Consider the following 23,143-nt stretch of genomic DNA (forward strand, 5'->3'; position numbering starts at 1 on the left):
GGCCGCGCGCGTCGAGCAGGGGCTCGGGCGGGGTCTCGGTCCCCGTCGCCCCGCGGCCGCCCGGGCGGCCGCGCCGGGCGCCCTCCCGGCCCGGACCGCGGCCGGGCTCGTCGGCGGGGTCGGGTGCGGCGCGCCTCACGGCGCTCCGGGAGCCGGGGGCGGGCAGGACGGGGCCGTCGTGAGGGGCCGCGGGTGCCGCGCGCACGACCGGTCGTGACGACCGGCAGCGTCGGACATGCCCTCTCCCTCTCGTCGACGATCCCGACGGGAAGCCCCCGTGAGGGGCGTCGACGGGGGAGCATACGTGCGGCGTGAGGTGCCCCGACACCGGCGCGCCCCCGTGGGGGCCGACCCTCTCCGACCTGCGGTGACGGTGCGACGAGCGGCCGAACGGCGGTATCTCGGGGCTCCGCGGGGGGCCCTGTGCACCGTGGGAGACTGCCGCCGGGCGGTGCACTCGGGGCACGTGGGAGGGAGGCGACCGGCCGGTGGCGGACGAACGGTCCGGCGAGCGGGCGACGACGTCGGTGGGCGGTGCGACCGGCGGTCGTCCGGACGTGTCCGCGGGCCATCCTCCCGACCCGTCCGGGGGAGTCGACCCCGTCCGTGTCGTCGTCCTCGTGCGGGCCGACTGCCGGACCTGTGACCGGATGGAGGGCGTGGTGGCCGAGATCTGCGGGCGCGTCGGGGAGGAGCACACGGTGCTGGACGTCGACGACCCGGCGACCGACCCCGAGTGGCGGGCCGAGTACGGCGACCGCATCCCGGTGACGCTGGTGGACGGCGTCGAGATCGGCACGTGGCGTCTCGAGCCCGACGACCTCGCCCGCGCGCTGCAGGGCGGGGGGCGCCCGTGACCACGCCCGTGTCCGGGGACGTCCCGGTCCTGCAGACGGCCTCGTCGCTGACGGTGCTCACGCTGAGCACCTACCAGTCGCTGCAGGCGCTGCCCTTCGGCGGCGGGTCGACGTCCCTCGGGCCCCTGCGGGACCTCATCGCGGCCGCGCTCGACGAGCTGGCGCGGGCCCGCACGGACCTCGCGGACGCGACGCGCGCCGCCGGCGGCCGGGTCCAGCAGGCGCCGAACCCCCGGTACGCCCCCGTCGTGGCCCAGGCGCTGCCGACCGTGCGGGGTCCGGGGGACGTCGTCGGGCTGGCGCTGACCCTCGAGGACGTCCTCGCCCAGACGCTGGTGCGCGACGTGGTCGACCTCGCCGCCCCGTCCGTGCGCCGGACCGTCACGGGCCACGCCGCGGCGGCCGCCCGGCGCAAGGCGCTGCTGCTGACGCTGCAGGCGCTGCTGTCGAGCGGGGGCGCCGCGCTGGTCGCGGTGCCGCCGGACCTCGGCGCGCTGCCCCCGGGGGTCGGCACCGTCGGCTTCCCCGACGTCCTCTTCCCCACGGAGAAGGCGTCACCGTCGACCGAGGGGGCGGTGTAGGTGGCCGGCCTGCCGCGACGCGGCTTCCTCCTCGGCCTGGGCGCGCTGGCGGGCGCCGCCGCCGTCGCCGCGTGCTCGAACGAGGCCCCGGCCGGGCCCCCGGCGCCCGGCGGCCCGCCGGCCGGCACCACGACGCCGACCACGACGACCGCCGCGCCGACCTACACGGGCGAGGCCGCGCTCGTCGCGCTCGGGGCCGCCCTGTCCGCGCTCGCGGGCGACCTCCTCGGTCAGGCCGCCGCGGGCGCGGGGCAGGGCCGCTACGGCGCCGTGCCCGGCGTCGTGACCGCCTACCTGTCGGGGTCGGCGGCCCAGCACGTCGCACACGCCGACGCGTGGAACCGGGTGCTGACCGCCGCCGGCCAGCCCGCCGTGGACGGCTCGCCGCTGTCGATCGAGCCCGCGCTGCGCGCCCGGCTCGGCGCCGCGCTGGCTCCCGTCGACCTCCTGGGCCTCGCGGCGGACGTCACCGGGACGGTCGCCGCGACGGTCACCGCGATGACCGACCGGCTCACCGGCCCGTCCGCCCTCTCGCTCGCCGCAGGTGTCGCCCCCGTGGCCGCGATGCACGGCGCGACGGCCGGGTTCCTGCTCGGACGGCCGCCCACCGCACCGGCGGACCCCACCGCCGGAGCGCTGGGTCCGGACGCGCTCACCGTCTGAGACGGCGGTCACCGACCGGCGCACGAGGACCGCCGGGCACCGCCCCGTCCTGCTCGGGGGCCGTTCGGGCACGGCGCGGCGGCGCGCCGGCTGGCAGACTGGAGTGCGGCCGGCGGTCGGCACGTCGCGCGCCCGACACGGCGCGGTCCGCGGCGGTGCGCAGGGTGGTCGAGCCCACGCTCGCCGGGGTCGCGGCGATTTTGTGCGTGCGTTCACGAGCGCTAGCGTTGTCCGTCACCGGAACGGGGACGTCCACGTGGAGCACCGACCGCGGACGTCACGCGACGAGCGACGACAGCGTGCCGTGCGGCCCCCGGGAACAGCGACGAGGGATGACAGGAGGCGCCCGGACGTGACGGTCGACCGCGGCACCCGCCCCTCCCGGCGCGCGGTGTCCCCGACCCGATCCTCCGGGGAGGTGCGTGGGCCCGGCGACGCCACGGCGGACGACGCCGCGCGCCCCGTGCCCGGCGCGACGGTGGCCCGCCTGGCGGTCTACCTGCGCGTGCTCACCTCGCTGCTCGACCAGGGCCGGGGCACCGTCTCGAGCGAGGAGCTGGCCGCGGCCGCGGGCGTCAACTCCGCGAAGCTGCGCAAGGACCTCTCGCTCATCGGTTCCTCCGGCGTCCGCGGTGTCGGCTACGACGTCTCGCGGCTGACCGCCGAGGTCGAGGCCACGCTCGGGCTCACGCGCCCGCACGCGGTGGCGCTGGTCGGGGTGGGCAACCTCGGGCACGCGCTCGCCGGCTACGGCGGCTTCGCCCAGCGCGGCTTCCCCGTCGCGGCGCTCTTCGACGTCGACCCCGACCTGGTGGGTACGACGATCGCCGGCGTCGAGGTCGAGCACGTGGACGCGATCGGCGCCGTGTGCGCCGCGCGCGGCGTCACGATCGGCGTCGTCGCCACCCCCGCTCCCGCCGCCCAGCCGGTCTGCGACGCGCTCGTGGCCGCCGGCGTGCGGAGCATCCTCAACTTCGCGCCGACCGTCCTGGCCGTCCCGGCCGGGGTGGAGGTGCGCAAGGTCGACCTCGCGGTGGAGATGCAGGTGCTGTCCTTCCACGTCGCCCGCCGGCACGGCACCGTGCCGGCCGCCCGGCCCTCGCCCTCGACGGCGGGCGCCGCCCCGCGAGAGGCGGTCACCCGATGAGCCTGCTGCTGGTCGGCGTCTCGCACCGCACCGCCGAGGTGCCGGTGCTCGAGCGCGTCGCCGTCTCCGGCGACGACACCCGCAAGGTCCTCGACGACCTCCTCACCGGCGAGCACGTCACCGAGGCGATGCTCGTCTCGACCTGCAACCGCGTGGAGATCTACGCGGTGGTCGAGACGTTCCACGGCGGGCTCACCGAGGTCTCCTCGGTGCTGGCCCGCCACGCGCACGCCGAGGTCTCCGACCTCACCGACCACCTCTACGTGCACTACGCCGGCTCGGCCGTGGAGCACCTGTTCTCGGTGGCCGCGGGCCTGGACTCCATGGTCGTCGGCGAGGCGCAGATCCTCGGCCAGCTCCGCGCGGCCTACGCCGAGGCCCGCGAGCTCGGCTCGGCCGGCAAGGTGCTGCACGAGCTGGCGCAGCAGGCGCTGCGCGTCGGCAAGCGCGCCCACGCCGAGACCGGCATCGACGCCGCCGGCGCGTCGGTGGTCTCCGAGGCCCTCGCCGACGCGGAGGCCGCCCTCGACGGGCTCGTCGGCCGGCGCGCGGCGATCGTCGGCGCGGGGTCGATGGGCGCGCTCTCGGCGGCCCACCTGCGCCGCGGCGGCGTGGACGACCTCGTGCTGGCCAACCGCTCGGAGGCCAACGCCGAGCGGCTCGCGGTGTCGCTGCGCGCCGAGGGGGCGACGGCCCGCGCCGCCGGCCTCGACGCGCTGCGCGACGAGATCGCGGCCGCGGACCTCGTCGTGGCGTGCACGGGCGCGGTGGGCACGGTCGTCGGGCTCGACGTCGTGCGCGCGGCGCTCGCGGGCCGCGACACCGCCGCACGCCCGCTCGTGGTCTGCGACCTCGGCCTGCCGCGCGACGTCGACCCACGGGTCGCGGACCTCGACGGCGTCACCCTCGTCGACCTCGCCGCCCTCGGCGAGCGGCTGCGCTCGGCCAGCGCCGGCCGCGCGGTCGAGGAGGCCCGCGCCGTCGTCGCCGAGGAGGTGCGCGCCTACTTCGCCGCGCAGCGCACCGCGGAGGTGGCGCCGACGGTCACCGCGCTGCGCCGCCGCGCCGCCGAGGTGGTCGACGCCGAGCTGCTGCGGCTGACCGGGCGGCTCCCCGACCTCGACGACCGCTCCCGCGGCGAGGTCGCCCAGACCGTGCGCCGCGTCGTGGACAAGCTGCTGCACACCCCGACCGTGCAGGTCAAGCGCCTGGCCCAGGCCCCGGGTGGCGACACCTACGCCGAGGCGCTGCGGGAGCTCTTCGAGCTCGACCCGCAGACGCCCGCGGTGCTGGCGGCCACCGAGACGGTGTCCGGGCCGGCGGCACCCGCGGCCCGTGTCGAGCCCGGCGAGGACGTCGACCAGGCCCTGTCGGTCGACACCCGCGGCAGGGGGCGGCGATGACGCTCACCGACGCGCCGGGCACCACCGGCGACACCGGGGCGACCGGCGCCCGCACGATCCGGATCGGCACCCGCGCGAGCCTGCTCGCGCGCACCCAGACCGACATCGTCGCCTCCGCGCTGCGCGAGACCGGCGCGACCGTCGAGGTCGTCACCATCTCCACCGAGGGCGACCGCACGCAGGCGGCGGGCACGCCGATCGCGGGCAGCGGGGTCGGGGTGTTCGTCACCGCGCTGCGCGAGGCGCTGCTGGCCGGCGAGATCGACGTCGCCGTGCACTCCTACAAGGACCTCCCGACGGCCGGGGTGCCCGGCCTCGTGCTGGCCGCGGTCCCCGCGCGGGAGGACCCGCGCGACGCGCTGGTCGCCCGCGACGGGATGGTCCTCGGCGAGCTGCCGCCGGGCTCGGTGATCGGCACCGGGTCCCCGCGGCGGGTCGCGCAGATCGGCGCGCTGGGCCTCGGCCTGGAGCTCGTACCGATCCGCGGCAACGTCGACACGCGGATCGGCAAGGTCACGCGCGGCGAGCTCGACGGCGTCGTGCTCGCCCGCGCCGGGCTGGCCCGTCTCGGACGGGTCGGCGAGGCCACCGAGGTGCTCGACCCCGTGCAGGTGCTGCCGGCGCCCGCGCAGGGCGCGCTGGCGTGCGAGTGCCGCGCGGACGACGCACCCCTGGCCGAGCTGCTGCGCACCACGCTGCACGACGGGTCCGTGGCCGTCGCGGTGACCGCGGAGCGCGCGGTCCTCGCCGGCCTGGGCTCCCCCTGCGACGCGCCCGTCGGGGCGCTCGCCGAGGTCGTGGAGGACCTCGACGACGACGGTCACGTCGTCGAACGGCTGTCGCTGCGCGCGGTGGCCGCCACCGCGGACGGTGCCCTCGTGCGCGCGTCCGCGACCGGAGAGACAGACGACGCCGAGCGGATCGGCCAGGCACTGGCCGAGGAACTGCTCGCCGACGGGGCGGAGCCCAAGGGGGCGACCGGGATCGGACCCGGCGCGTGACCCCGCCCGCCACTGGAGACACCACGATGGGAACGGAAGACATGACAGCACCCTCGACGACCGCCGGCCGGGTCGCCTTCGTCGGCAGCGGGCCCGGTGACCCCGGGCTGCTGACCGTGCGCGCCCGCGACGCCCTCGCGGCGGCCACGCTCGTGGTGGCCGACCGCGGGGTGCCCGCCGACGTCCTCGGCCTGCTGCCCGCGTCGACGACGGTGCGCCCGGTCGGGCCCGCCGACGACCCCGTCTCCGGCGGCCCGGCCACCGATGCCGTCGTGGCGGCGAGCTTCGCCGCGGACGACCCGACCCTCGGCGCGGCGGGCGCCGGCCCGGCGCCGGACGACCCCGCCGCGCTGGCCGAGACCACGATCGCCGAGGCCCGTGGCGGCGCGTCGGTGGTGCGCCTTGTCGTCGGTGACCCGCTGACGCGCCCCGACGTCGTCATCGAGGTCCGCGCCGTCGCGGCGGCCGGGGTGCCGTTCGACGTCGTGCCCGGCATGCCCGCCGACACCGCGGTGCCGACCTACGCCGGCGTCGCCCTCGGCCCGGCCCACACCTCGGTCGACCTCACCGCCGGCGAGGCCGTCGACTACGCGTCGCTCGCCGTCGCCCCCGGCCCGCTGGTGCTGCAGGCCACGGCCGCCGAGCTCGCCGGCGCGTCCGCGTCCCTGGTGGAGAACGGCTGGAAGCCCGGCACGCCGGCGCTGGTCACCACCGCGGGCACCGGCTCGCGCCAGCGCACCGTGGAGACGAGCCTCGACAAGCTGGCCGGCGACGGCGCCGAGCTCGACGGACCGCTCGTCGTGACCCTGGGCGACGCCGTCACCGACCGCGCCACGCTGTCGTGGTGGGAGTCCCGCGCCCTCTACGGGTGGCGCGTGCTCGTGCCCCGCACCAAGGACCAGGCGGGCGCGATGAGCGACCGCCTGCGCGTGCACGGCGCGGTGCCCGAGGAGGTGCCCACCATCGCGGTGGAGCCCCCGCGCAGCCCCGCCCAGATGGAGCGCGCGGTCAAGGGCCTGGTCGACGGCCGCTACCAGTGGGTCGTGTTCACCTCGGCCAACGCGGTGCGGGCCGTGTGGGAGAAGTTCGGCGAGTTCGGCCTCGACGCCCGTGCCTTCTCCGGCGTCAAGATCGCGTGCGTCGGCGAGGCCACCGCGGACGTGGTGCGCTCCTTCGGCGTGCACCCGGAGCTCGTGCCGGACGAGGAGACCGAGCAGTCCTCCGAGGGCCTGCTCGACGTCTTCCCGCCGCACGACGACGTCCTCGACCCCGTGGACCGCGTGCTGCTCCCGCGCGCCGACATCGCCACCGAGACCCTCGCCGAGGGGCTCCAGCAGCGCGGCTGGGAGATCGACGACATCACCGCGTACCGCACGGTGCGCGCGGCGCCGCCGCCCGCGCCGGTGCGCGAGGCGATCAAGACCGGCGGGTTCGACGCGGTCTGCTTCACCTCGTCCTCGACGGTGCGCAACCTCGTCGGCATCGCGGGCAAGCCGCACGCGCGCACGATCGTCGCGTGCATCGGGCCCAAGACGGCGGAGACGGCGGTCGAGTTCGGCCTGCGCGTCGACGTCAAGCCCGACACGGCCGACGTGCCCGCGCTCGTCGAGGCGCTGGCCTCGCACGCGGCCCGGCTGCGCGCCGAGGGCGCCCTGCCCCCGCCGCGCAAGACGAAGGCCCGCAAGCGCTGATCCCCCGATAGCCGAAGGTCTGGCCACGCGATGTTCCCCACCGACCGTCCCCGCCGCCTGCGGGTGAACCCCGCGATGCGGCGTCTCGTCGCGGAGACCGAGGTGCGCCCGCGGCACCTCGTGCTCCCGGTGTTCGTCGCCGAGGGCGTGGACGCGCCGCGCCCGATCTCGTCGATGCCGGGCGTCGTCCAGCACACCCGCGACACCGTGCGGAAGGCCGCCGCCGAGGCGGCCGCGGCCGGCGTCGGGGGGATCATGCTGTTCGGCGTGCCGTCGCGGCGGGACGCGACCGGGTCCGGGGCGGTCGATCCCGAGGGCATCCTCAACGTCGCGCTGCGCGACGTGCGGGGCGAGGTCGGGGACGCGCTGCCGGTCATGGCCGACACCTGCCTCGACGAGTTCACCGATCACGGGCACTGCGGGGTGCTCGACGCCCGCGGCGAGGTGGACAACGACGCGACGCTGCCGATCTACGCCGAGATGGCGGTCGCGCAGGCCCGCGCGGGCGCCCACGTCGTCGCGCCCAGCGGGATGATGGACGGCCAGGTCGGCGTCATCCGGGCGGCGCTCGACGAGGCGGGGTTCCGCGACACCGCGATCCTCGCCTACTCGGCGAAGTACGCGAGCGCGTTCTTCGGCCCGTTCCGCGAGGCCGTCGACTCCCAGCTGCGGGGCGACCGGCGCGCCTACCAGCAGGACCCGGCCAACGCCCGCGAGGCGGGGCGCGAGGTCGCCCTGGACCTCGACGAGGGCGCCGACATGGTGATGGTCAAGCCGGCCATGGCCTACCTCGACGTGCTGCGCCGGGTCGCCGACGCCGCCGACGTGCCGGTCGCGGCGTACCAGGTGTCCGGCGAGTACGCGATGATCTCCGCGGCGGCCGAGCGCGGCTGGATCGACCGCGAGCGCACGGTCCTCGAGACGCTGACCGGCATCCGCCGGGCCGGCGCCGACGTCGTGCTCACCTACTGGGCGACCGAGGCCGCCGGCTGGCTGGACCGCTGAGTGCGGCGATGAGCGACTCCCTGCGCGAGGTCACCCCGCCCCACGACGAGGACGGGCGGCCGACCGTGGTCACCGTGGCCGTCGTGCTGTGGGTGGTGCTCGGGGTCCTGCTCGTGGGCACCGGCCTGCTCTTCGGTATCGCGGCGGCCGTGGGGAGCGCCGACCCGGCGACCGGCGCGGGCTCGCTGGTGCTCACCGCCGTGGTGCTGCTCGCGATCGGGGCCGGCACCCTCGTCGCCACCCGCGCGCTGGCCCGTGGCTCCCGGCCGGCCCGCTCGGCGCTCACCGGCATCGGGGCGGTGCTCGGCATCGCGGGTCTGGTGCAGCTGACGTTCCTCGGCGTCGGCGGCGTCTACTTCGTGGCGTTCGCGGCCGGCGCGGTGCTGCTGCACGTGCCGGCGGCGCGCGCGTGGTTCGGGCGGTCACGGTGAGCGCAGGGGCGGCGGAGGGCGACGGCGAGCCCGTGCTCTTCGCCGAGTCCGGCTCCCGGCCGTGGGTGCTGGTGTTCGGCCCGGTCCTCGCCGCGGCCGGCATCGGCCTGGAGAGCCTCGCCCCGGGCGGCGCCTCGTACACGCTGTGGCTCGGCGTGGGCCTGCTGGTGTTCCTCTACACGCTCGTCCTGGTGCGCACGCGTCGGCGCTTCCTGCGGGTGGAGCTGACCCCGTCGCGGCTGGTCCAGGGCACGACGAGCCTGCCGATGTCGCACGTGACCTCGCTGCGCCCGCCCGACGAGGAGCACCACGGCGTGCGGGTGCTCGGCGACGGGCCCGTGGTGCCGCGCCGGCTGTCCCCGGTGGTGCTGCGCCTCACCGACGGCACCCGCGCGGTGGCGTGGGCGCGCGACGGCGCCGGGCTGCGCCGGGCGCTCGAGGACCTGCTGCGCGAGCGGGCGTACCGGTGAGCCGTCCCGGACGCCGGGCCGCGCTGCTCGGCGCGGCCGCGGTCGTGCTCGCCGCCGCGGCGGTGGTCCTGTTCGTGCTCGGGGTGCAGGTGCGCGAGACCACCGGCGGGCTGCTCGTCACCCCGATCCGCCAGCTGCACCTCGTCGGCGGTGCCCTGCTCGGCGGCACGGTCGCGGGCGTCGCCGCGGTGCTGGTCGCCCTCGTCGCGGTGCCCGCCGCCCGCCGGGCCCGGCATGCCGATCCGGGCGATCCGGCCGGCCCGACCGAGCCGGCCGACCCGCCGGCCCCCGCCGCGGACGTCCCGGAGGCGGCCCCGGCCGGGGACGCGGAGACCGCGGCGATCTCTCCGGGACCGGATCACCGGACGTGATCGCCACGCGGGCGTGACGCCCGTATCCTCCGTCCGGGCTCCGGCGTTGCGGTGATCGCGGCGACCGTCCGCAGCCCCCAGGGGGAGGACAGCGATGACGGAGCCGGGCGAGCGGACAGCGGGCACCGAGGGCACCTTCGGGCCCTACCGCCTGGACCGCCGGCTCGGCCGCGGCGGCATGGGCGAGGTCTACCGCGCCTACGACACCCGCCGCGACCGCGAGGTCGCGCTGAAGCTCCTCTCGCCCGAGCTCGCCGACGACCCGGAGATCCGCGAGCGGTTCGAGCGGGAGTGCCGCACGGCCGCGCGCCTGGCGTCGCCGCACGTCGTCCCCATCCACGACTTCGGGGTCATCGACAACCGCCTCTTCCTGGACATGCGGCTGGTCGACGGCCGTGACCTGGCCCGGGTGCTGCGGGAGGACGGCCCGTTCGACCCGGCCCGCGCGGTCGGCATCGTCGAGCAGATCGCCGACGCCCTCGACGACGCCCACGCCCACGAGCTGGTGCACCGCGACGTCAAGCCGGGCAACGTGCTGGTCACCACGGGCCGCGGGCAGGACTTCGTGCACCTCGTCGACTTCGGCATCGTGCGCCTCGGCGAGGCGGCCACGGCGGGGCGGGCCCTCACCGGCACCGGCACGACGCTCGGCACGCTGGCCTACATGGCGCCCGAGCAGTTCGAGGGCTCCGCGGTCGACCGGCGCGCGGACGTCTACGCGCTCGCCGTCCTCCTGCACGAGATCCTCGTGGGCCGCACGCCGTTCGAGGGCGACATGCCCGCGATGCTCCACCAGCACCTCAACGTCGACCCCGAGCCGCCGTCGCACCGGCGCACCGGGCTCGACCCCGTGCTCGACGGGGTCGTGGCGCGGGGGATGGCCAAGGACCCGGACCAGCGCTACGCCGAGGCCGGCGAGCTCGCGGAGGACGCGCGGCGCGCGGTCGGGGCGCGGTCAGGCTCGTCGCCGTCGACGCCCCCGCGGACGCCGACGCCGGAGCGCAGCCGGGAGACCCAGGTCGGGCCGGGCGGCGCGGCGCCGGGCCACCCGGCGTACCCGGGCACCGGGCCCGTCGGCGGCGGGGGGGTCCACTGGGACAGCGGCACCCACGCGGCGGGCGGCCCCTACGGCACGGCGCCGGGCATGCCTGGCGGCCCGGGACCCGGCGGGCCGGTCCCGACGTGGGGTCAGGGCGGCCCGGGCGGCCCGGGCGGCCCCGGTGGCCCCGGTGGCCCGGGCGGCCCCGGGAGCTGGGGCGGCGGGTACGGCATGCCGCCCGGACCCCCGCCGGGGTCCCCGCCGCCCCGCAAGCGCCGCACCGGCCTCGTCGTCGGCATCGCCGCCGTGGCGCTGGTGCTGGTGGCGGCCGTCGTGGTGACGCTCGTCGTCGTGCTCGGGCGCCCCGACGACACGCCGGCGACCGTCGCGCTCGGGCCCGGCCCGGCGCTGACGCAGATGTTCGTCGACGCCACGCGGACCGGGTGCCAGCCCGGCGATCCGACCGTCTACAAGCTCGCGACCAACGTCGTCCCGGAGTCGGTCACCCAGTGCACCCGCGGCGCCGCGACCGTCGCCTACGTGCTCTACCCGACGGCCGCCGACGCCGAGCAGCGCGTCGCCTCGTACCAGACGTCGGCGAGCACGGACAACTTCCGCAACTGGAACATCGAGAACGTCGAGCAGGGGCCGTACTTCCAGACGATCGCGAGCGGCCAGTGCACCGCGGTCGCGGCCTACACCGGGGTGCGGGTGGTGCTGCAGGTGTACACGGCGACGGCCGACTGCGCGCCGGTCACGCAGACGTTCACGACGGTCGGCCTGCCCACGAACGAGGACCTGCGCGCCCCCGCATCCGTCTTCCCGGGGGCGGTGGCCGCGGGCTGCGCCGACGGCGCGACCGCGCCGGGGTCGTCGGGCGTCGTGCCGCGCCAGACCCGGCGCTGCCCCGGGGCGGAGGGCACGACCGTGACGTGGGCGCGCTGGGCCGGACCGGGCGACGTGAGCACCGAGGTCACCGCGCGCAGCAACCAGGCCGGTGGCGGCGCCACGACGTGGAGCGCCCCCGGCGGCCCGCGCCTGGGCCCCTACATCCGCGACGAGAACGGCGGCGGCTGCCGCGCGCTGCTCGGCTGGGACCGGGCCGCGTACTCCGTGGAGATCACCGGCGCCGACTGCGACGCGGTCGACCGCGCCGTCGCCCGCCTGGCCCCGCCGCCCGCCGACGGCCTGCCCGCCTGACGGCGGCACCCACCCGCGGCTGGGACACTGGCCGGGTGACCAGTACAGCGACGACGGGCACGACGGGTGCCACCCGCAGCGCCGAGCTCTTCGCCCGGGCCGAGGAGGTGGTCCCGGGCGGGGTCAACTCCCCGGTCCGCGCCTTCCGGTCGGTCGGCGGCACTCCCCGGTTCATGGTGTCGGGCTCCGGCCCGTGGCTCACCGACGTCGACGGCAACCGCTACGTCGACCTGGTCAGCTCCTGGGGTCCCATGATCCTCGGCCACGCGCACCCGGCGGTCGTCGAGGCCGTGCGGGAGGCCGCCGCGGCGGGGCTGTCCTTCGGCACCCCCACCGCGGGCGAGATCGACCTCGCCGAGGAGATCATCCGCCGGGTCGAGCCGGTCGAGCAGGTGCGCCTGGTCAACTCCGGCACCGAGGCCACGATGAGCGCGGTGCGCCTGGCCCGCGGGTTCACCGGCCGCAGCGCCGTGGTCAAGTTCGCCGGCTGCTACCACGGCCACGTCGACGCGCTGCTCGCCGAGGCGGGCTCCGGTGTCGCCACCTTCGGGCTGCCCTCGTCGCCCGGCATCACCGGCGCGCAGGCCGGCGACACCGTCGTCCTGCCCTACAACGACCTCGACGCCGTCGCCGCCGCCTTCGCCGAGCGGGGCCAGGACATCGCGTGCGTCATCACCGAGGCCGCCGCCGGCAACATGGGCGCGGTCGCACCGGACGACGGCTTCAACGCCGGCCTCAAACGGCTCTGCCAGGCCCACGGCGCGCTGCTGATCGTCGACGAGGTGATGACCGGCTTCCGCGTCTCGCCCGCCGGCTGGTACGGCCTCGAGGGCGTGGCGGGCGACCTGTACTGCTTCGGCAAGGTGATGTCCGGCGGGCTGCCGGCCGCGGCGTTCGGCGGGCGCGCCGACGTCATGGCCCAGCTCGCACCGGCCGGGCCCGTCTACCAGGCCGGCACGCTGGCCGGGAACCCCGTCGCCGTCGCCGCGGGCCTCACGACGCTGCGCCACGCCACCGACGACGTCTACCGGGCGCTGGACGCGAACGCCGACCGGCTGCACGGCCTGATCACCGACGCCCTGTCGGCGGCCGGCGTCGTCCACACCATGCAGCGCGCGGGCTCGCTGGTCTCGATCCGCTTCGCCGAGGAGGCCGGGCGGAACTACGACGACATGCGGGCCGCCGAGACCTGGCGCTTCCCGCCGTTCTTCCACGCGCTGCTCGACCGCGGGGTCTACGCCCCGCCGAGCGTGTTCGAGGCCTGCTTCATCTCGGCCGCCCTCGACGACGACGCGTTCGGCGTCATCGCCGACGCCCTGCCCCACGCCGCGCGGGCCGCGGCCGCGGCGGAGGCCCCGTGAGCCAGGGAGACGAAGCGGAGCGGAGCTCGACCCGACCGATCCGCACGACCGTCCACGTCGTGCGCCACGGCGAGGTGCACAACCCCGAGAAGATCCTCTACGGGCGCCTGCCCGGGTACGGGCTGTCCGACACCGGCCGCCAGCAGGCGAAACGGGTCGCGGAGCACCTCGCGGGTGCCGACGTCACCGCGCTGCTCGTCTCGCCGATGCAGCGCGCGCAGGAGACCGCCGAGCCGATCGCCGCGACGCTCGGGCTCGAGCCGGTGACCGAGGACCGGCTGATCGAGGCGGCCAACGCGTTCGAGGGCCTGCACGTCTCGGTCGGCGACGGCGCCCTGCGCAAGCCGGAGTACTGGCCGCTGCTGCGCAACCCCTTCCGGCCGTCGTGGGGAGAGCCGTACCTGGAGATCGCGCACCGCATGCTCGGCGCGGCCCACCGCGCGCGGGCGGCGGCGTCGGGGCACGAGGCGGTGTGCGTCTCGCACCAGCTGCCGATCGTGACGCTGCGGCGCTTCCTCGCCGGGCAGCGGCTCTGGCACGACCCGCGCAAGCGGGAGTGCTCGCTGGGATCGGTGACGAGCTTCGTCTTCGACGACGAGAGCCTCGTCGACATCGCCTACACCGAGCCCGGCGGCACGTCCGACCCCACGGCCACGGGGGCCTGACGTGCGGGCCCTGCTGCTGGCGCTGGCGTCGCTCCTGCTGGTCGCGGGGTGCTCGTCGTCGGGGGCACCGGACGGGGCGTTCACCTTCGGCGGCACCGGCGGGCGCACCACCGTCACCTACGACCCGCCGACGTCCCGGGGCGTGCTGCCCGCCGTCACCGGCGAGAGCCTGCTGGAGCCGGGCCGGACGCTCTCGAGCGACGCGTACCGCGGCCAGGTGGTCGTGCTCAACGTGTGGGGCTCGTGGTGCGGGCCGTGCCGGGCGGAGGCGGACGCGCTGGACCAGGTCGCGGTGGCGTCGGCGCCGCGGGGTGTGCAGTTCCTCGGCGTCGACGTGCGCGACCAGCGCGACGCCGCCGCCGACTTCGTCCGCGACCGCGGCGTCGTCTACCCCTCGATCTACGACCCGCCGGGCCGCTCGCTGCTCGTGCTGCGCGGTTACCCGCGCAACGCGGTGCCGTCGACGATCGTGCTCGACCGGTCCCACCGGGTCGCGGCGGTGTTCCTCACCGCGGTGCTGGCGTCGGACCTCCAGCCCGTGGTGGACCGGATCGCCGCGGAACCCGCGCCGGCCACCTAGGCTCCTCGCAGGTCCGCTCCCCGGGGGTAACTCGTTGATCATCTTCGGCACCCGCCGCACCGTCACCCAGCTCGCGCTCGTCGTGCTGACGTGCGTGAACTGCCACCGCTCGGCCGCGCACGCGGTGCTCAAGGCGGTCACCAAGTTCACGCTGTTCTTCATCCCGCTCTTCCCGGTGCGGACGCGGTACGCGCACCAGTGCACGGCGTGCGGGTTCCTGCTGTGGATCGAGAAGCAGCAGGCCGAGGCGCTGACGTCGGCGCCCCCGGCCGGGGCGCCCCCGCAGATGCCGCCCCAGCAGCAGGTGCCCCAGCAGCCCTGGCCGGGCCCGGCGCCGCAGCAGCAGTGGGGCCCGCCGAGCCCGAACGGCAACGGCCACGCCGCCCCCGGCCAGCACCCGGGCGCCCGGGGCTGACCAAGGGCGGCGTTGCGTCACCCGCCGCGGCGGGCGACGAAGTCCGCGCGCACGTGCGCCGGCGTGGTGTGCTCGCGCGGCCCGAGGGCGCGCGGGGCGCCCGGTCGCGCGCTCCGCACCGTGCCGCGGGCGGCGGGAGGGGCAGCGGGGGACGCGGGACCGGTGGCGGTCCCGGCGTCGTCAGGAGTCGATGTCCACGGCGGGCACGCTAGGAGCCCGTCCGCGCGGACCGCCACCAGATTTCGGTGGAACATCCCGGCCGCTCCGCGCCGTCCAACCGGACGTGGAGCCGTGGATGCTGGTGGTCGTCGCCGCTGCGCTGGTGTTCGGCCTCCTGCTCGGCGCGGGGATCGTCCTGCCGATCCGGCGGGAGCGGGCCCGCCGGGCCGGTGCGTGGGTGCGGTGGGCCGCCGAGCACGGCTGGCACCACGTGGCCACGCCGCCGGCCGTGCTGGAGCCCTCGGCGTGGCGGCGGCCGAGCGCCCGGCACCGCGGCGGCGTCGTGGCCCTCGACCTCACCCGGGCGGCCGGACCGCACGTCGTGCGGGCGGTGGAGATCCACCGCTGGGTGCGCGTCCAGAACAGTGAGTACGGCCCCGGCCACGAGCGGGTCGAGACGGCGGTCGTGGAGGTCGACGAACTCCCGCTCGCCGCGCCCACCCTGGTCCTGCACCCCCGCGGCTGGCCACCGGTGCACTGGGTGGGGTTGCTCGGCGAGCTGCCCGACCTCGACGCGGGTCCCCTCGCCGCGACGTTCACCGCGCACGGCCGCGACGCGGCGTCCGCGCGCGCCCTGCTCACCCCGGCCCTGGCCCGGCTCGCCGCGGGACCGAAGCCGCCGGGCACGGTCGTCCTGGACGGCGGGTCGGCGCTGATGGTGTGGGACGGGCCGCTGACCGCGGCGACGCTCGAGCGCGCGGCGGGCTTCCTCCTCGCCCTGGTCGCGGGGCTGCCCCGCGGCGCGCCGGCCGGCCGTGGACCGGGCCGGGCGGGCATCGAGCGGGTCCTCGCCGACACCGCCGACCACACCGCCGACCACGTCCCCGGAGCCTGATCGCGACGCATCGTCTACGACACATCGTCGGAGATCGGGGCCCGCGCTCACGCGCGCCCGACCGGACCGTCCTACCCTGGTCCTGCCATGAACCTGACCGAGGTGGCCACGTCCGGCCCCGTCCTGCTCGCCGTGCTGCTGTCGGTGGCGGCGGGCGCGGTCAGCTTCGCGTCGCCCTGCGTCGTGCCTCTGGTGCCCGGTTACCTCGCCTACCTGGCGGGGCTGGTCGGCTCCGACGCCCCGGCGGTCACCGAGGACGAGGTGCGCGCCCAGGCCGAGGAGCGCCGCGCGGCCGTCACCGGGGAGCTCCCGGTCCTCACCCGCACCCGCCGGACGCGCCGCTGGCGCGTGGCCGGGGCGGCGGCGCTGTTCGTGCTCGGTTTCACGGTCGTGTTCGTCGTCGGCCTGGGCTCGGTCGTCTGGCTGGCCGACGCGCTGCTCGCCAACGAGGCCCTGCTGCAGCGCATCGGGGGCGTCGTGACCGTCGCGATGGGTCTGGTCTTCCTCGGCCTGGTGCCCGCGCTGCAGCGCGACACCCGTCCGCACCGCGTCCCGCGGGCCGGCCTGCTCGGGGCGCCGCTGCTCGGGGCCACGTTCGGCCTGGGCTGGACGCCGTGCCTCGGGCCGACGCTCGCGGGCGTGGTCGCCCTGGCCAGCGGCACCGACGCGGGCGCCGCCGGCGTCCGCGGGGTCGTGCTGCTGCTGGCCTACTGCGTCGGGCTCGGCGTGCCGTTCGTGCTCATCGCCCTCGGCGCCGGCCGCGCCGTGCGGGCCCAGGCGTGGCTGCGGACGCACAGCCGCCGCATCCAGATCGTCGGCGGCGTGCTGCTCGTCGTCGTCGGGCTGCTGCTCGCCACCGGCCTGTGGGCCGAGATCGTCGCCCTGCTGCGCGGCCCCGTCGCCGGCTTCACCACACCTCTGTAGGCCTGATGACCTCCACGCTGCAGGCCCCGCCCGGGGACGCCGGACCGCCGCCGTCGCGGCCCGGTGCCGTCCGCCGCGGGCTGGCGCTCGCCCGCAACACCTGGCGCGGGCTGACCAGCATGCGCACGGCGCTGATCCTGCTGTTCCTCCTCGCGGTCGCGGCGCTGCCCGGGGCGGTGCTGCCCCAGCGCACCCCGAGCCCCAACGCCGTCGACGACTACCTCACCGCGCACCCCACGCTCGGCCCGCTGTTCGACCGGGTCGGGCTCTTCGACGTCTTCGCGACGCCGTGGTTCGCGGCGATCTACCTGCTGCTGTTCATCTCGCTCATCGGCTGCCTCGTGCCGCGCTCGATCGAGCACGTGCGGGGCCTGCGGTCCGAGCCGGTGTCGGTGCCGCGCAACCTCGCGCGGCTGCCGCACCACGCGGAGAGCACCTCCGACGACGACCCGGACGCGGTGGTCGAGGCCGCGCGACGGCACCTGCGGGGCTGGCGGGTCGCGGTGCGCTCCGAGCCGGGCGGCGTCCGCACGCTCTCGGCCGAGAAGGGCGCGCTGCGCGAGGTCGGCAACCTCGTGTTCCACCTCAGCCTCGTCGCCCTGCTGCTCGGCATCGCCGTCGGCAAGCTCTTCGGCTACGAGGGTCAGGTCATCGTCATGGCCGACGGCAGCCAGTTCTGCAACTCCGGTATCTACGCCTACGACTCCTTCCGGCCCGGCCTCGAGGTCGACGGCACCGGGCTCGACCCGTTCTGCTTCACCGTGGACTCGTTCCGCGCGACGTTCCGGCCCGACGGCCAGCCCGACTCGTTCGACGCGGCGGTGCGCTGGCAGACCGGCGAGGCCGTCGCCGCCGGCGACCCGACGTGGCAGACCCACGACCTCGCGGTCAACGACCCGCTGCGCGTCGACGGGGAGCGGGTCTACCTGCTGGGTCACGGCTACGCGCCGCGCTTCACCGTCACGTTCCCGAACGGGCAGCAGCGCACCGGGCTGGTGCAGTGGCGCCCCGTCGACCAGGCCACGCTGCTCTCCGAGGGCGCGACGAAGATCGACCCGCCCGGCGTCACCGACGAGGCGCAGCGGCGCCGCTCGCAGCTCGCGATCACTGGGCTGTTCGCGCCCACGTCGTCGGGCGGCGGGCTGGTGACCTCGGTGTTCCCGGCGCTGGACAACCCGGAGGTCGCCGTCGACGTGCTGCGCGGCGACCTCGGCCTCGACTCGGGCCGCGCGCAGTCGATCTTCGAGGTCGACCAGGGCATGGTCGAGCAGGGCCGGCTCGTGCGCGTCGCGCGGGAGAACATCAAGCCCGGTGGCGAGATCACCCTCGACGACGGCACGCGCATCCGCTTCGACGGCGTCGAGAACTGGGTGTCGCTGCAGGTGTCGCACGACCCGGCGCAGGCCGCGGTGCTCGTCGCCGCGATCGCCCTGCTCGGCGGGCTCACGCTGTCGCTGACCGTGCGGCGGCGCCGGTTCTGGGTGCGCGCGACCCCCGCCCTGCCGTCTACGACAGGTGGTCGTACGGTGGTCGTGCTCGGGGGGCTCGCCCGCACCGACCGCGCCGGCTACGGCGAGGAGTTCGGGCGGCTCGCCGCGGAGCTCGCCCCGTCCCGGACCGAGGGTCCGGGCCGGACGGTGCCCGACCCCGCGGTGCCGCCGGACGCCGAGGACGTGGTCGACGCGGATCGGGAGACCGGACCGGGGCCAGGTGACGACGGGAAGGACGACCATGGTCGTTGACGCGCAGCTCGGCTCGTACGGCGACCTGCTGTTCGGCTCCGCCCTCGCGGTCTACGTGCTCGCGATGATCCTGCACGCGGTCGAGCACGCGCTGCTGCGGAACACCGCGCCGGTCGCGGAGGCCGCCCGCGTGCCGGTGCCGGTCGGCGGCGGGACGGACGACGCGACGGGCACCGCGACCGGCGACGGCCGACCCGGCCGGTCCCGCGCCGAGCGCTTCGGGCGCACCGGCGTCTCGCTGACCGTCCTGGGCTTCGCCCTGCACCTCGCGATGCTCGTCGTCCGCGGTCTCGCGGCCGAGCGGGTGCCGTGGGGCAACATGTACGAGTTCACCGCGGCGATCTGCCTCGTCGCGGTCGGGGCCTGGCTGGTCGTCCTCCGCCGCCGCCCCGAGCTGCGCCGCCTGGGTGCCTTCGTGCTGCTGCCCGTGATCGTCCTGATGTTCCTGGCCGGGACGGTGCTCTACACGCAGACCGCCCCCGTCGTGCCGGCCCTGCGCTCGTACTGGCTGGCCATCCACGTCACGGCCGCGGTGATCGCGTCGGGGATCCTGCTGCTCGCCGGCGTCGCCAGCGTGCTCTACCTGTTCCGTGCGGCCCACGCGGCCAACCCGGCCCGGTTCGCCTGGACCGAGCGCCTGCCCGGTGCCGACGCCCTCGACCGCACCGCCTACCGCGCCACCGCGATCGCCTTCCCGATCTGGACGTTCGCCGTGATCACCGGCGCGATCTGGGCCGAGGCGGCCTGGGGTCGCTACTGGGGCTGGGACCCCAAGGAGACGACGGCGTTCATCGCCTGGATCGTCTACGCCTGCTACCTGCACGCCCGGTCCACCGCGGGCTGGCGCGGGTGGCGCGCGACGACGATCAACGTCGTCGGCTTCGCGGTGATGGTGTTCAACCTGTTCTTCGTCAACATCGTCGTCACCGGCCTGCACTCCTATGCGGGGCTGCCGGGTTGATCGTTCCGGGTCGTCCGGATCTCCCCGACGGGATACGGTGCGCCGCGCAGGCGACGAGGGAGGACCGCGGCGATGGAACCCAGGGACGACACCGGCGCCGAGCGTGAGGCGGGTGACGCCGCGCCGCGGAGCTCGACCCCGCCGAGCGGGCCGTCCCGCGAGACCACGTCCGCGCCCGCGGAGGCCGAGCGGGCCGCGGCCCCGGAGCCCGCGGCCGAGCCCGCTCCCGCCGCGGAGGGCCCCGCGGTCGCGGCGGCGGCGGACTCACCGGACACGACCCGCCGCGTCGACACCGCCGAGGCCGCGCGCGGTGACGCCGCCCAGCCGCGTCACCCGGGGTTCGACCCGCGGGTCGGGGCCGGGCCCACCGGCCGGGTGGCGGGCCCGCCCGCGGTGCCGGCGACGGGCGAGCGCGCCCCCGTCGCGGGCCGCTTCACCACGCCGGGCCGGGGTGCCGGCGCGCCCGCGGCCGGCCCGGGCACCTACGACCTGTCGTCGGCCCAGCTGCTGCGGCCGAGCAAGCGCCCGCCGCAGACGGGATGGCGACGGGCGCTGTTCGTCGGCACCGGCGGGCTGGTCAACCCGGGCGAGAGCACGAGCGACGCGGCCCGCCGGGAACTGATCGCGCGGGTCAACCAGCCGCTCCACGGCTGCTACAAGATCGCGATGCTGAGCCTCAAGGGCGGCGTCGGCAAGACGACGATGACGACCACCCTGGGCTCGACGTTCGCCTCCCTCCGCGGCGACCGCGTCATCGCGGTGGACGCCAACCCCGACCGCGGCACGCTGAGCCAGAAGATCCCGTTGGAGACCACGGCGACCGTGCGCCACCTGCTGCGCGACGCCAACCGGGTGCGGCGCTACTCCGACGTCCGCGCCTACACCTCGCAGGGCCCGTCGCGCCTGGAGATCCTGGCCAGCGAGCAGGACCCGGCGGTGTCGGAGGCGTTCAGCGAGGTCGACTACCGGCGCACGGTGACGCTGCTCGAGCACTTCTACAACGTCGTGCTCACCGACTGCGGCACCGGGCTCATGCACTCGGCGATGAAGGGCGTCCTCGACGTCGCGGACTCGCTGCTGATCGTCTCGTCGGCGTCGATCGACGGGGCCCGCAGCGCGTCGGCGACCCTCGACTGGCTCGACGCCCACGGCTACCGCGACCTGGTGTCGCGCTCGGTGGCCGTCATCAACTACGTGCGGCGGTCGTCCGGCAACGTCGACCTCGACCGCGTCGCCGACCACTTCGCCGCTCGCTGCCGCGCCGTCGTGCGGATGCCGTTCGACCCGCACCTCGAGGAGGGCGCGGAGATCGAGCTGGAGAAGCTGTCGTCGCGCACCCGGTCGGCGTTGCTGGAGCTCGCGGCGACGGTCGCCGACGACTTCGGGCGGGCCGGCTCCCGCGTGCGCCGCCCCGTCATCCCGCGCTGACGTCCCCGAGACGCCGCGAGGGGCGCCCCGGGTGTCCGGGGCGCCCCTCGCCGGCGTGTCCGTGCCTCGTCAGGAGGAGGAGGGCGGGTCCTCGCGCTGGATCTTCTCGTCCAGCGAGCGGAGGAACTCGGGGTCGTCGTCCGGGGCGACCGGCCGGCGCGGACGCTGCGGCCGACGCGGCGTCGCCGCCCGGGTCGGACCGGTGGGTGCGTCCTCGACCATGCCGCCCGGGGCGCCGTCGTTTCCGGCCTGGGCCGCCTGGGCGGCCATCACCTTCCACAGCAACGTCCCCACGACGACCAGGACCAGCACGGCCACGAGGAACGGGATCACTCGGACGCCTCCAGCATCTCGACGTCACCGGCCGCCGCGACGGATCCGCGGGCCGATCGCCATCCACGCTACCGTCCGCGCGGTGGGTCCGCGTGACGTGCGGGAAATGATCGTCGGGTGACGGTCGGGTGACGGTCGGGTGCTCGGGACGAGCGGGCCGGCCCGGGGTGGTGCGCCCGCCCACCGCCGACCGGCGGCGTGGGCCGCCGGTCGACCGGCGGCTAGTGGTGGGCCTCGCTGGTGAGCCCGTCGAGCAGGGTGCGGACCTCGGACTCGCGGAAGCGGCGGTGACCGCCCGGGGTGCGGATGGAGCCGATGCGGCCCGCGGAGGCCCAGCGGGTCACGGTCTTGGGGTCGACGCGGAACATCGCGGCGACCTCGCCCGGGGTCATGAGCCGCTCGCTGGCCTCGTGAGCGATGGTCATGTCACTCCACCTTCCCTATCGCCACACAACGGGCCCGCCTCCACCCGGAGGGCCGGGGCGGGCACAACACGGAGAATCGTGACACCGGACCCCGCACGTACTCGAACGCTTGTATCCAGGTAAAGGGTTCATAAAGGGCGAAAAGGGACGTCTCCGGCGCCCCTCGGGGGCCGCCTACCCTGGGGTCGTGAGCACCCAGGAACCCGGGTCCGGCGAGGGCGTCCGGACCGACGCGCCGAGCCGTCTCCGCGCCGCCGGGCCGGAGCCCACCGGCACGCCAGGCGCCGTCGCCCTCGCCATCCTCCTCTACGTCGGTGTGCGCCTGGTGATGGTGGCCGTGATCGCCGGCGTGCTCGTCGCCGTGGGTCTGCCGCTGCTCATCGCGCTGCTCGCCGCGATCATCGTCGCCCTCCCGCTGTCGCTGTTCCTGTTCCGGGGGCTGCGGGCCCGCCTGGCCGGGGAGATCGACATCGCCACCGCCTCCCGGCGGGAGCGGCGGGAGCGACTCCGGGCGGAGCTGCGCGGCGACGCCGACCCGGACGACGGGTCGCCGCCGGAGCGGCCGTTCGAGGGGTGACGGGCGCTCTCCCCGTTGATCTGTCGAGAGTGTCACCAGCGCTGTGGCCTGGAGTAGGGGATCGTTACTCTCTCGTGACCTGACGAGGTCTCCGAGGGGCCGTTCTCGGCCCGTGACTGTCGGGGGTCGGGGCTAGCGTTCTTGCCGTGAGCACCGCCCAGGACCAGCGCCTCGCGGTGGCTGCGGTCCTGGACGTGCTCGCTCCCGGCCCGGGGCTCGACTCGGCACTGGAGGAGCTCTCTCCAGCCGCGTTGGCCGGGGAGGACCTGGCGGCCTATCTGCGGGCGTGCGCGCGCCAGCAGGCGCGGGCGGATGCGCGGACGTTGACCGCGATGCACCACCTGGGTCGGGCCCGCGCCGGGTCGACCGAGCGGTACTCGGGCTGCGACGAGTTCTCCGGTGACGAGGTCGCCGCGGTGCTGTGCTGGTCGCGCTCGATGGCGGCGCGGAAGCTGGGGCTGGCCGAGGATCTCGAGGTGCGGCTACCCGCGGTCGGTCAGGCCCTGTGGGAGGGCCGGCTCGACGAGGCCCGCGCGGTGCGGTTCTGCGAGGGCACCGCGGACCTGCCCGATGACCTTGCCCGCCACCTGTGCGACGTGGTGCTGCCCGAGGCGCCGGGGCTGCCGGTGGGCGAGCTGATGGCGCGGATCGCGCAGGTCGCGGTCGAGCTCGACCCGGACTGGGCGGCTCGGCGCGAGGCCCGCGCCCGCCGCAACGGGCGGCTGATCCTGCAGGCGAACCCGTCGGGCACGGCGACCCTGTCACTGGTGGATGTGGCGGCGACGTCGGGGTTGGCGATGCGTGACCGGGTCGACGCCC

The 23,143-nt window shown here is 76.5% G+C and carries 25 protein-coding genes; 23 read left to right on the forward strand and 2 right to left on the reverse strand.

All coding sequences use genetic code 11. The features are described from left to right. The first annotated feature begins 488 nt into the window (after positions 1 to 488). The 21 genes from ABD994_RS29315 to ABD994_RS29415 all read left to right on the forward strand — a co-directional run bounded on the left by ABD994_RS29315 (position 489) and on the right by ABD994_RS29415 (position 20,989). Positions 489 to 857 carry a glutaredoxin family protein gene (locus ABD994_RS29315; protein ID WP_425550148.1) on the forward strand — a complete coding sequence of 123 codons (369 nt, stop codon included), beginning with the start codon at positions 489 to 491 and terminating at the stop codon, positions 855 to 857. Beyond that, entirely contained in the window at positions 854 to 1,438 is a 585-nt protein-coding gene (locus ABD994_RS29320) for a hypothetical protein (RefSeq protein WP_345424504.1), read from the forward strand. The genes ABD994_RS29315 and ABD994_RS29320 overlap by 4 nt, the downstream gene beginning before the upstream one ends. Further along, entirely contained in the window at positions 1,439 to 2,101 is a 663-nt protein-coding gene (locus tag ABD994_RS29325) for a hypothetical protein (protein ID WP_345424507.1), read from the forward strand. It abuts the gene before it with no gap. A gap of 352 nt (positions 2,102 to 2,453) precedes the next feature. Continuing rightward, positions 2,454 to 3,248 (forward strand): redox-sensing transcriptional repressor Rex, encoded by a 795-nt coding sequence (locus tag ABD994_RS29330; RefSeq protein WP_425550149.1) that lies wholly within the window; start codon positions 2,454 to 2,456, stop codon positions 3,246 to 3,248. Next, positions 3,245 to 4,651: a glutamyl-tRNA reductase gene (locus tag ABD994_RS29335; RefSeq protein WP_345424510.1), complete on the forward strand. Its 1,407-nt coding sequence runs from the start codon at positions 3,245 to 3,247 to the stop codon at positions 4,649 to 4,651. The genes ABD994_RS29330 and ABD994_RS29335 overlap by 4 nt, the downstream gene beginning before the upstream one ends. Then, positions 4,648 to 5,652: a hydroxymethylbilane synthase gene (gene hemC / locus ABD994_RS29340; protein WP_345424515.1), complete on the forward strand. Its 1,005-nt coding sequence runs from the start codon at positions 4,648 to 4,650 to the stop codon at positions 5,650 to 5,652. Before ABD994_RS29335 ends, hemC begins: the two co-directional genes overlap by 4 nt. A 41-nt stretch (positions 5,653 to 5,693) precedes the next feature. Continuing rightward, the gene (locus ABD994_RS29345; RefSeq protein ID WP_345424523.1) at positions 5,694 to 7,343 is read left to right on the forward strand and encodes a bifunctional uroporphyrinogen-III C-methyltransferase/uroporphyrinogen-III synthase; all 1,650 of its coding nucleotides are present in this window, start codon (positions 5,694 to 5,696) and stop codon (positions 7,341 to 7,343) included. Positions 7,344 to 7,373: 30 nt separating this feature from the next. Next, a complete protein-coding gene (hemB, locus tag ABD994_RS29350; protein ID WP_345424526.1) occupies positions 7,374 to 8,348 on the forward strand; it encodes a porphobilinogen synthase in 975 nt (324 codons plus the stop codon). A gap of 8 nt (positions 8,349 to 8,356) precedes the next feature. Further along, a complete protein-coding gene (locus ABD994_RS29355; RefSeq protein WP_345424529.1) occupies positions 8,357 to 8,779 on the forward strand; it encodes a hypothetical protein in 423 nt (140 codons plus the stop codon). Further along, positions 8,776 to 9,249, forward strand: a complete 474-nt coding sequence (locus tag ABD994_RS29360) for a hypothetical protein (protein ID WP_345424532.1) — start codon at positions 8,776 to 8,778, stop codon at positions 9,247 to 9,249. The genes ABD994_RS29355 and ABD994_RS29360 overlap by 4 nt, the downstream gene beginning before the upstream one ends. Further along, complete coding sequence (locus tag ABD994_RS29365; RefSeq protein ID WP_345424535.1) at positions 9,246 to 9,620, forward strand: hypothetical protein; 375 nt, start codon at positions 9,246 to 9,248, stop codon at positions 9,618 to 9,620. Before ABD994_RS29360 ends, ABD994_RS29365 begins: the two co-directional genes overlap by 4 nt. Before the next feature lie 94 nt (positions 9,621 to 9,714). After that, positions 9,715 to 11,859, forward strand: coding sequence for a serine/threonine-protein kinase (locus tag ABD994_RS29370; RefSeq protein ID WP_345424538.1), 2,145 nt, complete (start codon positions 9,715 to 9,717; stop codon positions 11,857 to 11,859). A gap of 107 nt (positions 11,860 to 11,966) precedes the next feature. Further along, complete coding sequence (hemL, locus tag ABD994_RS29375) at positions 11,967 to 13,220, forward strand: glutamate-1-semialdehyde 2,1-aminomutase (RefSeq protein ID WP_425550150.1); 1,254 nt, start codon at positions 11,967 to 11,969, stop codon at positions 13,218 to 13,220. 38 nt (positions 13,221 to 13,258) lie between these two features. Further along, a complete protein-coding gene (locus ABD994_RS29380; protein ID WP_345424580.1) occupies positions 13,259 to 13,885 on the forward strand; it encodes a histidine phosphatase family protein in 627 nt (208 codons plus the stop codon). Position 13,886: 1 nt separating this feature from the next. Then, a complete protein-coding gene (locus tag ABD994_RS29385) occupies positions 13,887 to 14,465 on the forward strand; it encodes a TlpA family protein disulfide reductase (protein ID WP_345424544.1) in 579 nt (192 codons plus the stop codon). A gap of 34 nt (positions 14,466 to 14,499) precedes the next feature. Further along, the gene (locus ABD994_RS29390) at positions 14,500 to 14,880 is read left to right on the forward strand and encodes a zinc-ribbon domain-containing protein (RefSeq protein WP_345424547.1); all 381 of its coding nucleotides are present in this window, start codon (positions 14,500 to 14,502) and stop codon (positions 14,878 to 14,880) included. A gap of 295 nt (positions 14,881 to 15,175) precedes the next feature. Continuing rightward, entirely contained in the window at positions 15,176 to 15,934 is a 759-nt protein-coding gene (locus ABD994_RS29395; RefSeq protein ID WP_345424550.1) for a hypothetical protein, read from the forward strand. An 87-nt stretch (positions 15,935 to 16,021) separates the two neighbouring features. After that, positions 16,022 to 16,858 carry a cytochrome c biogenesis CcdA family protein gene (locus ABD994_RS29400; protein ID WP_345424553.1) on the forward strand — a complete coding sequence of 279 codons (837 nt, stop codon included), beginning with the start codon at positions 16,022 to 16,024 and terminating at the stop codon, positions 16,856 to 16,858. A gap of 5 nt (positions 16,859 to 16,863) precedes the next feature. Then, entirely contained in the window at positions 16,864 to 18,600 is a 1,737-nt protein-coding gene (resB, locus tag ABD994_RS29405) for a cytochrome c biogenesis protein ResB (protein ID WP_345424556.1), read from the forward strand. Continuing rightward, entirely contained in the window at positions 18,590 to 19,561 is a 972-nt protein-coding gene (ccsB, locus tag ABD994_RS29410; protein WP_345424559.1) for a c-type cytochrome biogenesis protein CcsB, read from the forward strand. Before resB ends, ccsB begins: the two co-directional genes overlap by 11 nt. Positions 19,562 to 19,633: 72 nt before the next feature. Next, positions 19,634 to 20,989 carry a MinD/ParA family ATP-binding protein gene (locus tag ABD994_RS29415; RefSeq protein ID WP_345424562.1) on the forward strand — a complete coding sequence of 452 codons (1,356 nt, stop codon included), beginning with the start codon at positions 19,634 to 19,636 and terminating at the stop codon, positions 20,987 to 20,989. A 69-nt stretch (positions 20,990 to 21,058) separates the two neighbouring features. Here the strand turns inward: ABD994_RS29415 and ABD994_RS29420 are convergent, their stop codons facing one another. Both ABD994_RS29420 and ABD994_RS29425 read right to left on the reverse strand, forming a co-directional pair. Next, positions 21,059 to 21,322, reverse strand: coding sequence for a hypothetical protein (locus ABD994_RS29420; protein WP_345424565.1), 264 nt, complete (start codon positions 21,320 to 21,322; stop codon positions 21,059 to 21,061). 221 nt (positions 21,323 to 21,543) lie between these two features. Beyond that, positions 21,544 to 21,747, reverse strand: a complete 204-nt coding sequence (locus tag ABD994_RS29425) for a BldC family transcriptional regulator (protein ID WP_133830047.1) — start codon at positions 21,745 to 21,747, stop codon at positions 21,544 to 21,546. A gap of 187 nt (positions 21,748 to 21,934) precedes the next feature. Between ABD994_RS29425 and ABD994_RS29430 the strand changes: the two genes are divergently transcribed. After that, on the forward strand, positions 21,935 to 22,324 hold the full coding sequence (locus tag ABD994_RS29430) for a DUF4229 domain-containing protein (protein ID WP_345424568.1): 390 nt from the start codon (positions 21,935 to 21,937) through the stop codon (positions 22,322 to 22,324). Positions 22,325 to 22,470: 146 nt separating this feature from the next. Next, the coding region (locus tag ABD994_RS29435) for a DUF222 domain-containing protein (protein ID WP_345424571.1) at positions 22,471 to 23,143 on the forward strand (673 nt) is incomplete at its 3' end.

The sequence above is a fragment of the Actinomycetospora chlora genome (genome assembly GCF_039542135.1).
GTDB lineage: Bacteria > Actinomycetota > Actinomycetes > Mycobacteriales > Pseudonocardiaceae > Actinomycetospora > Actinomycetospora chlora.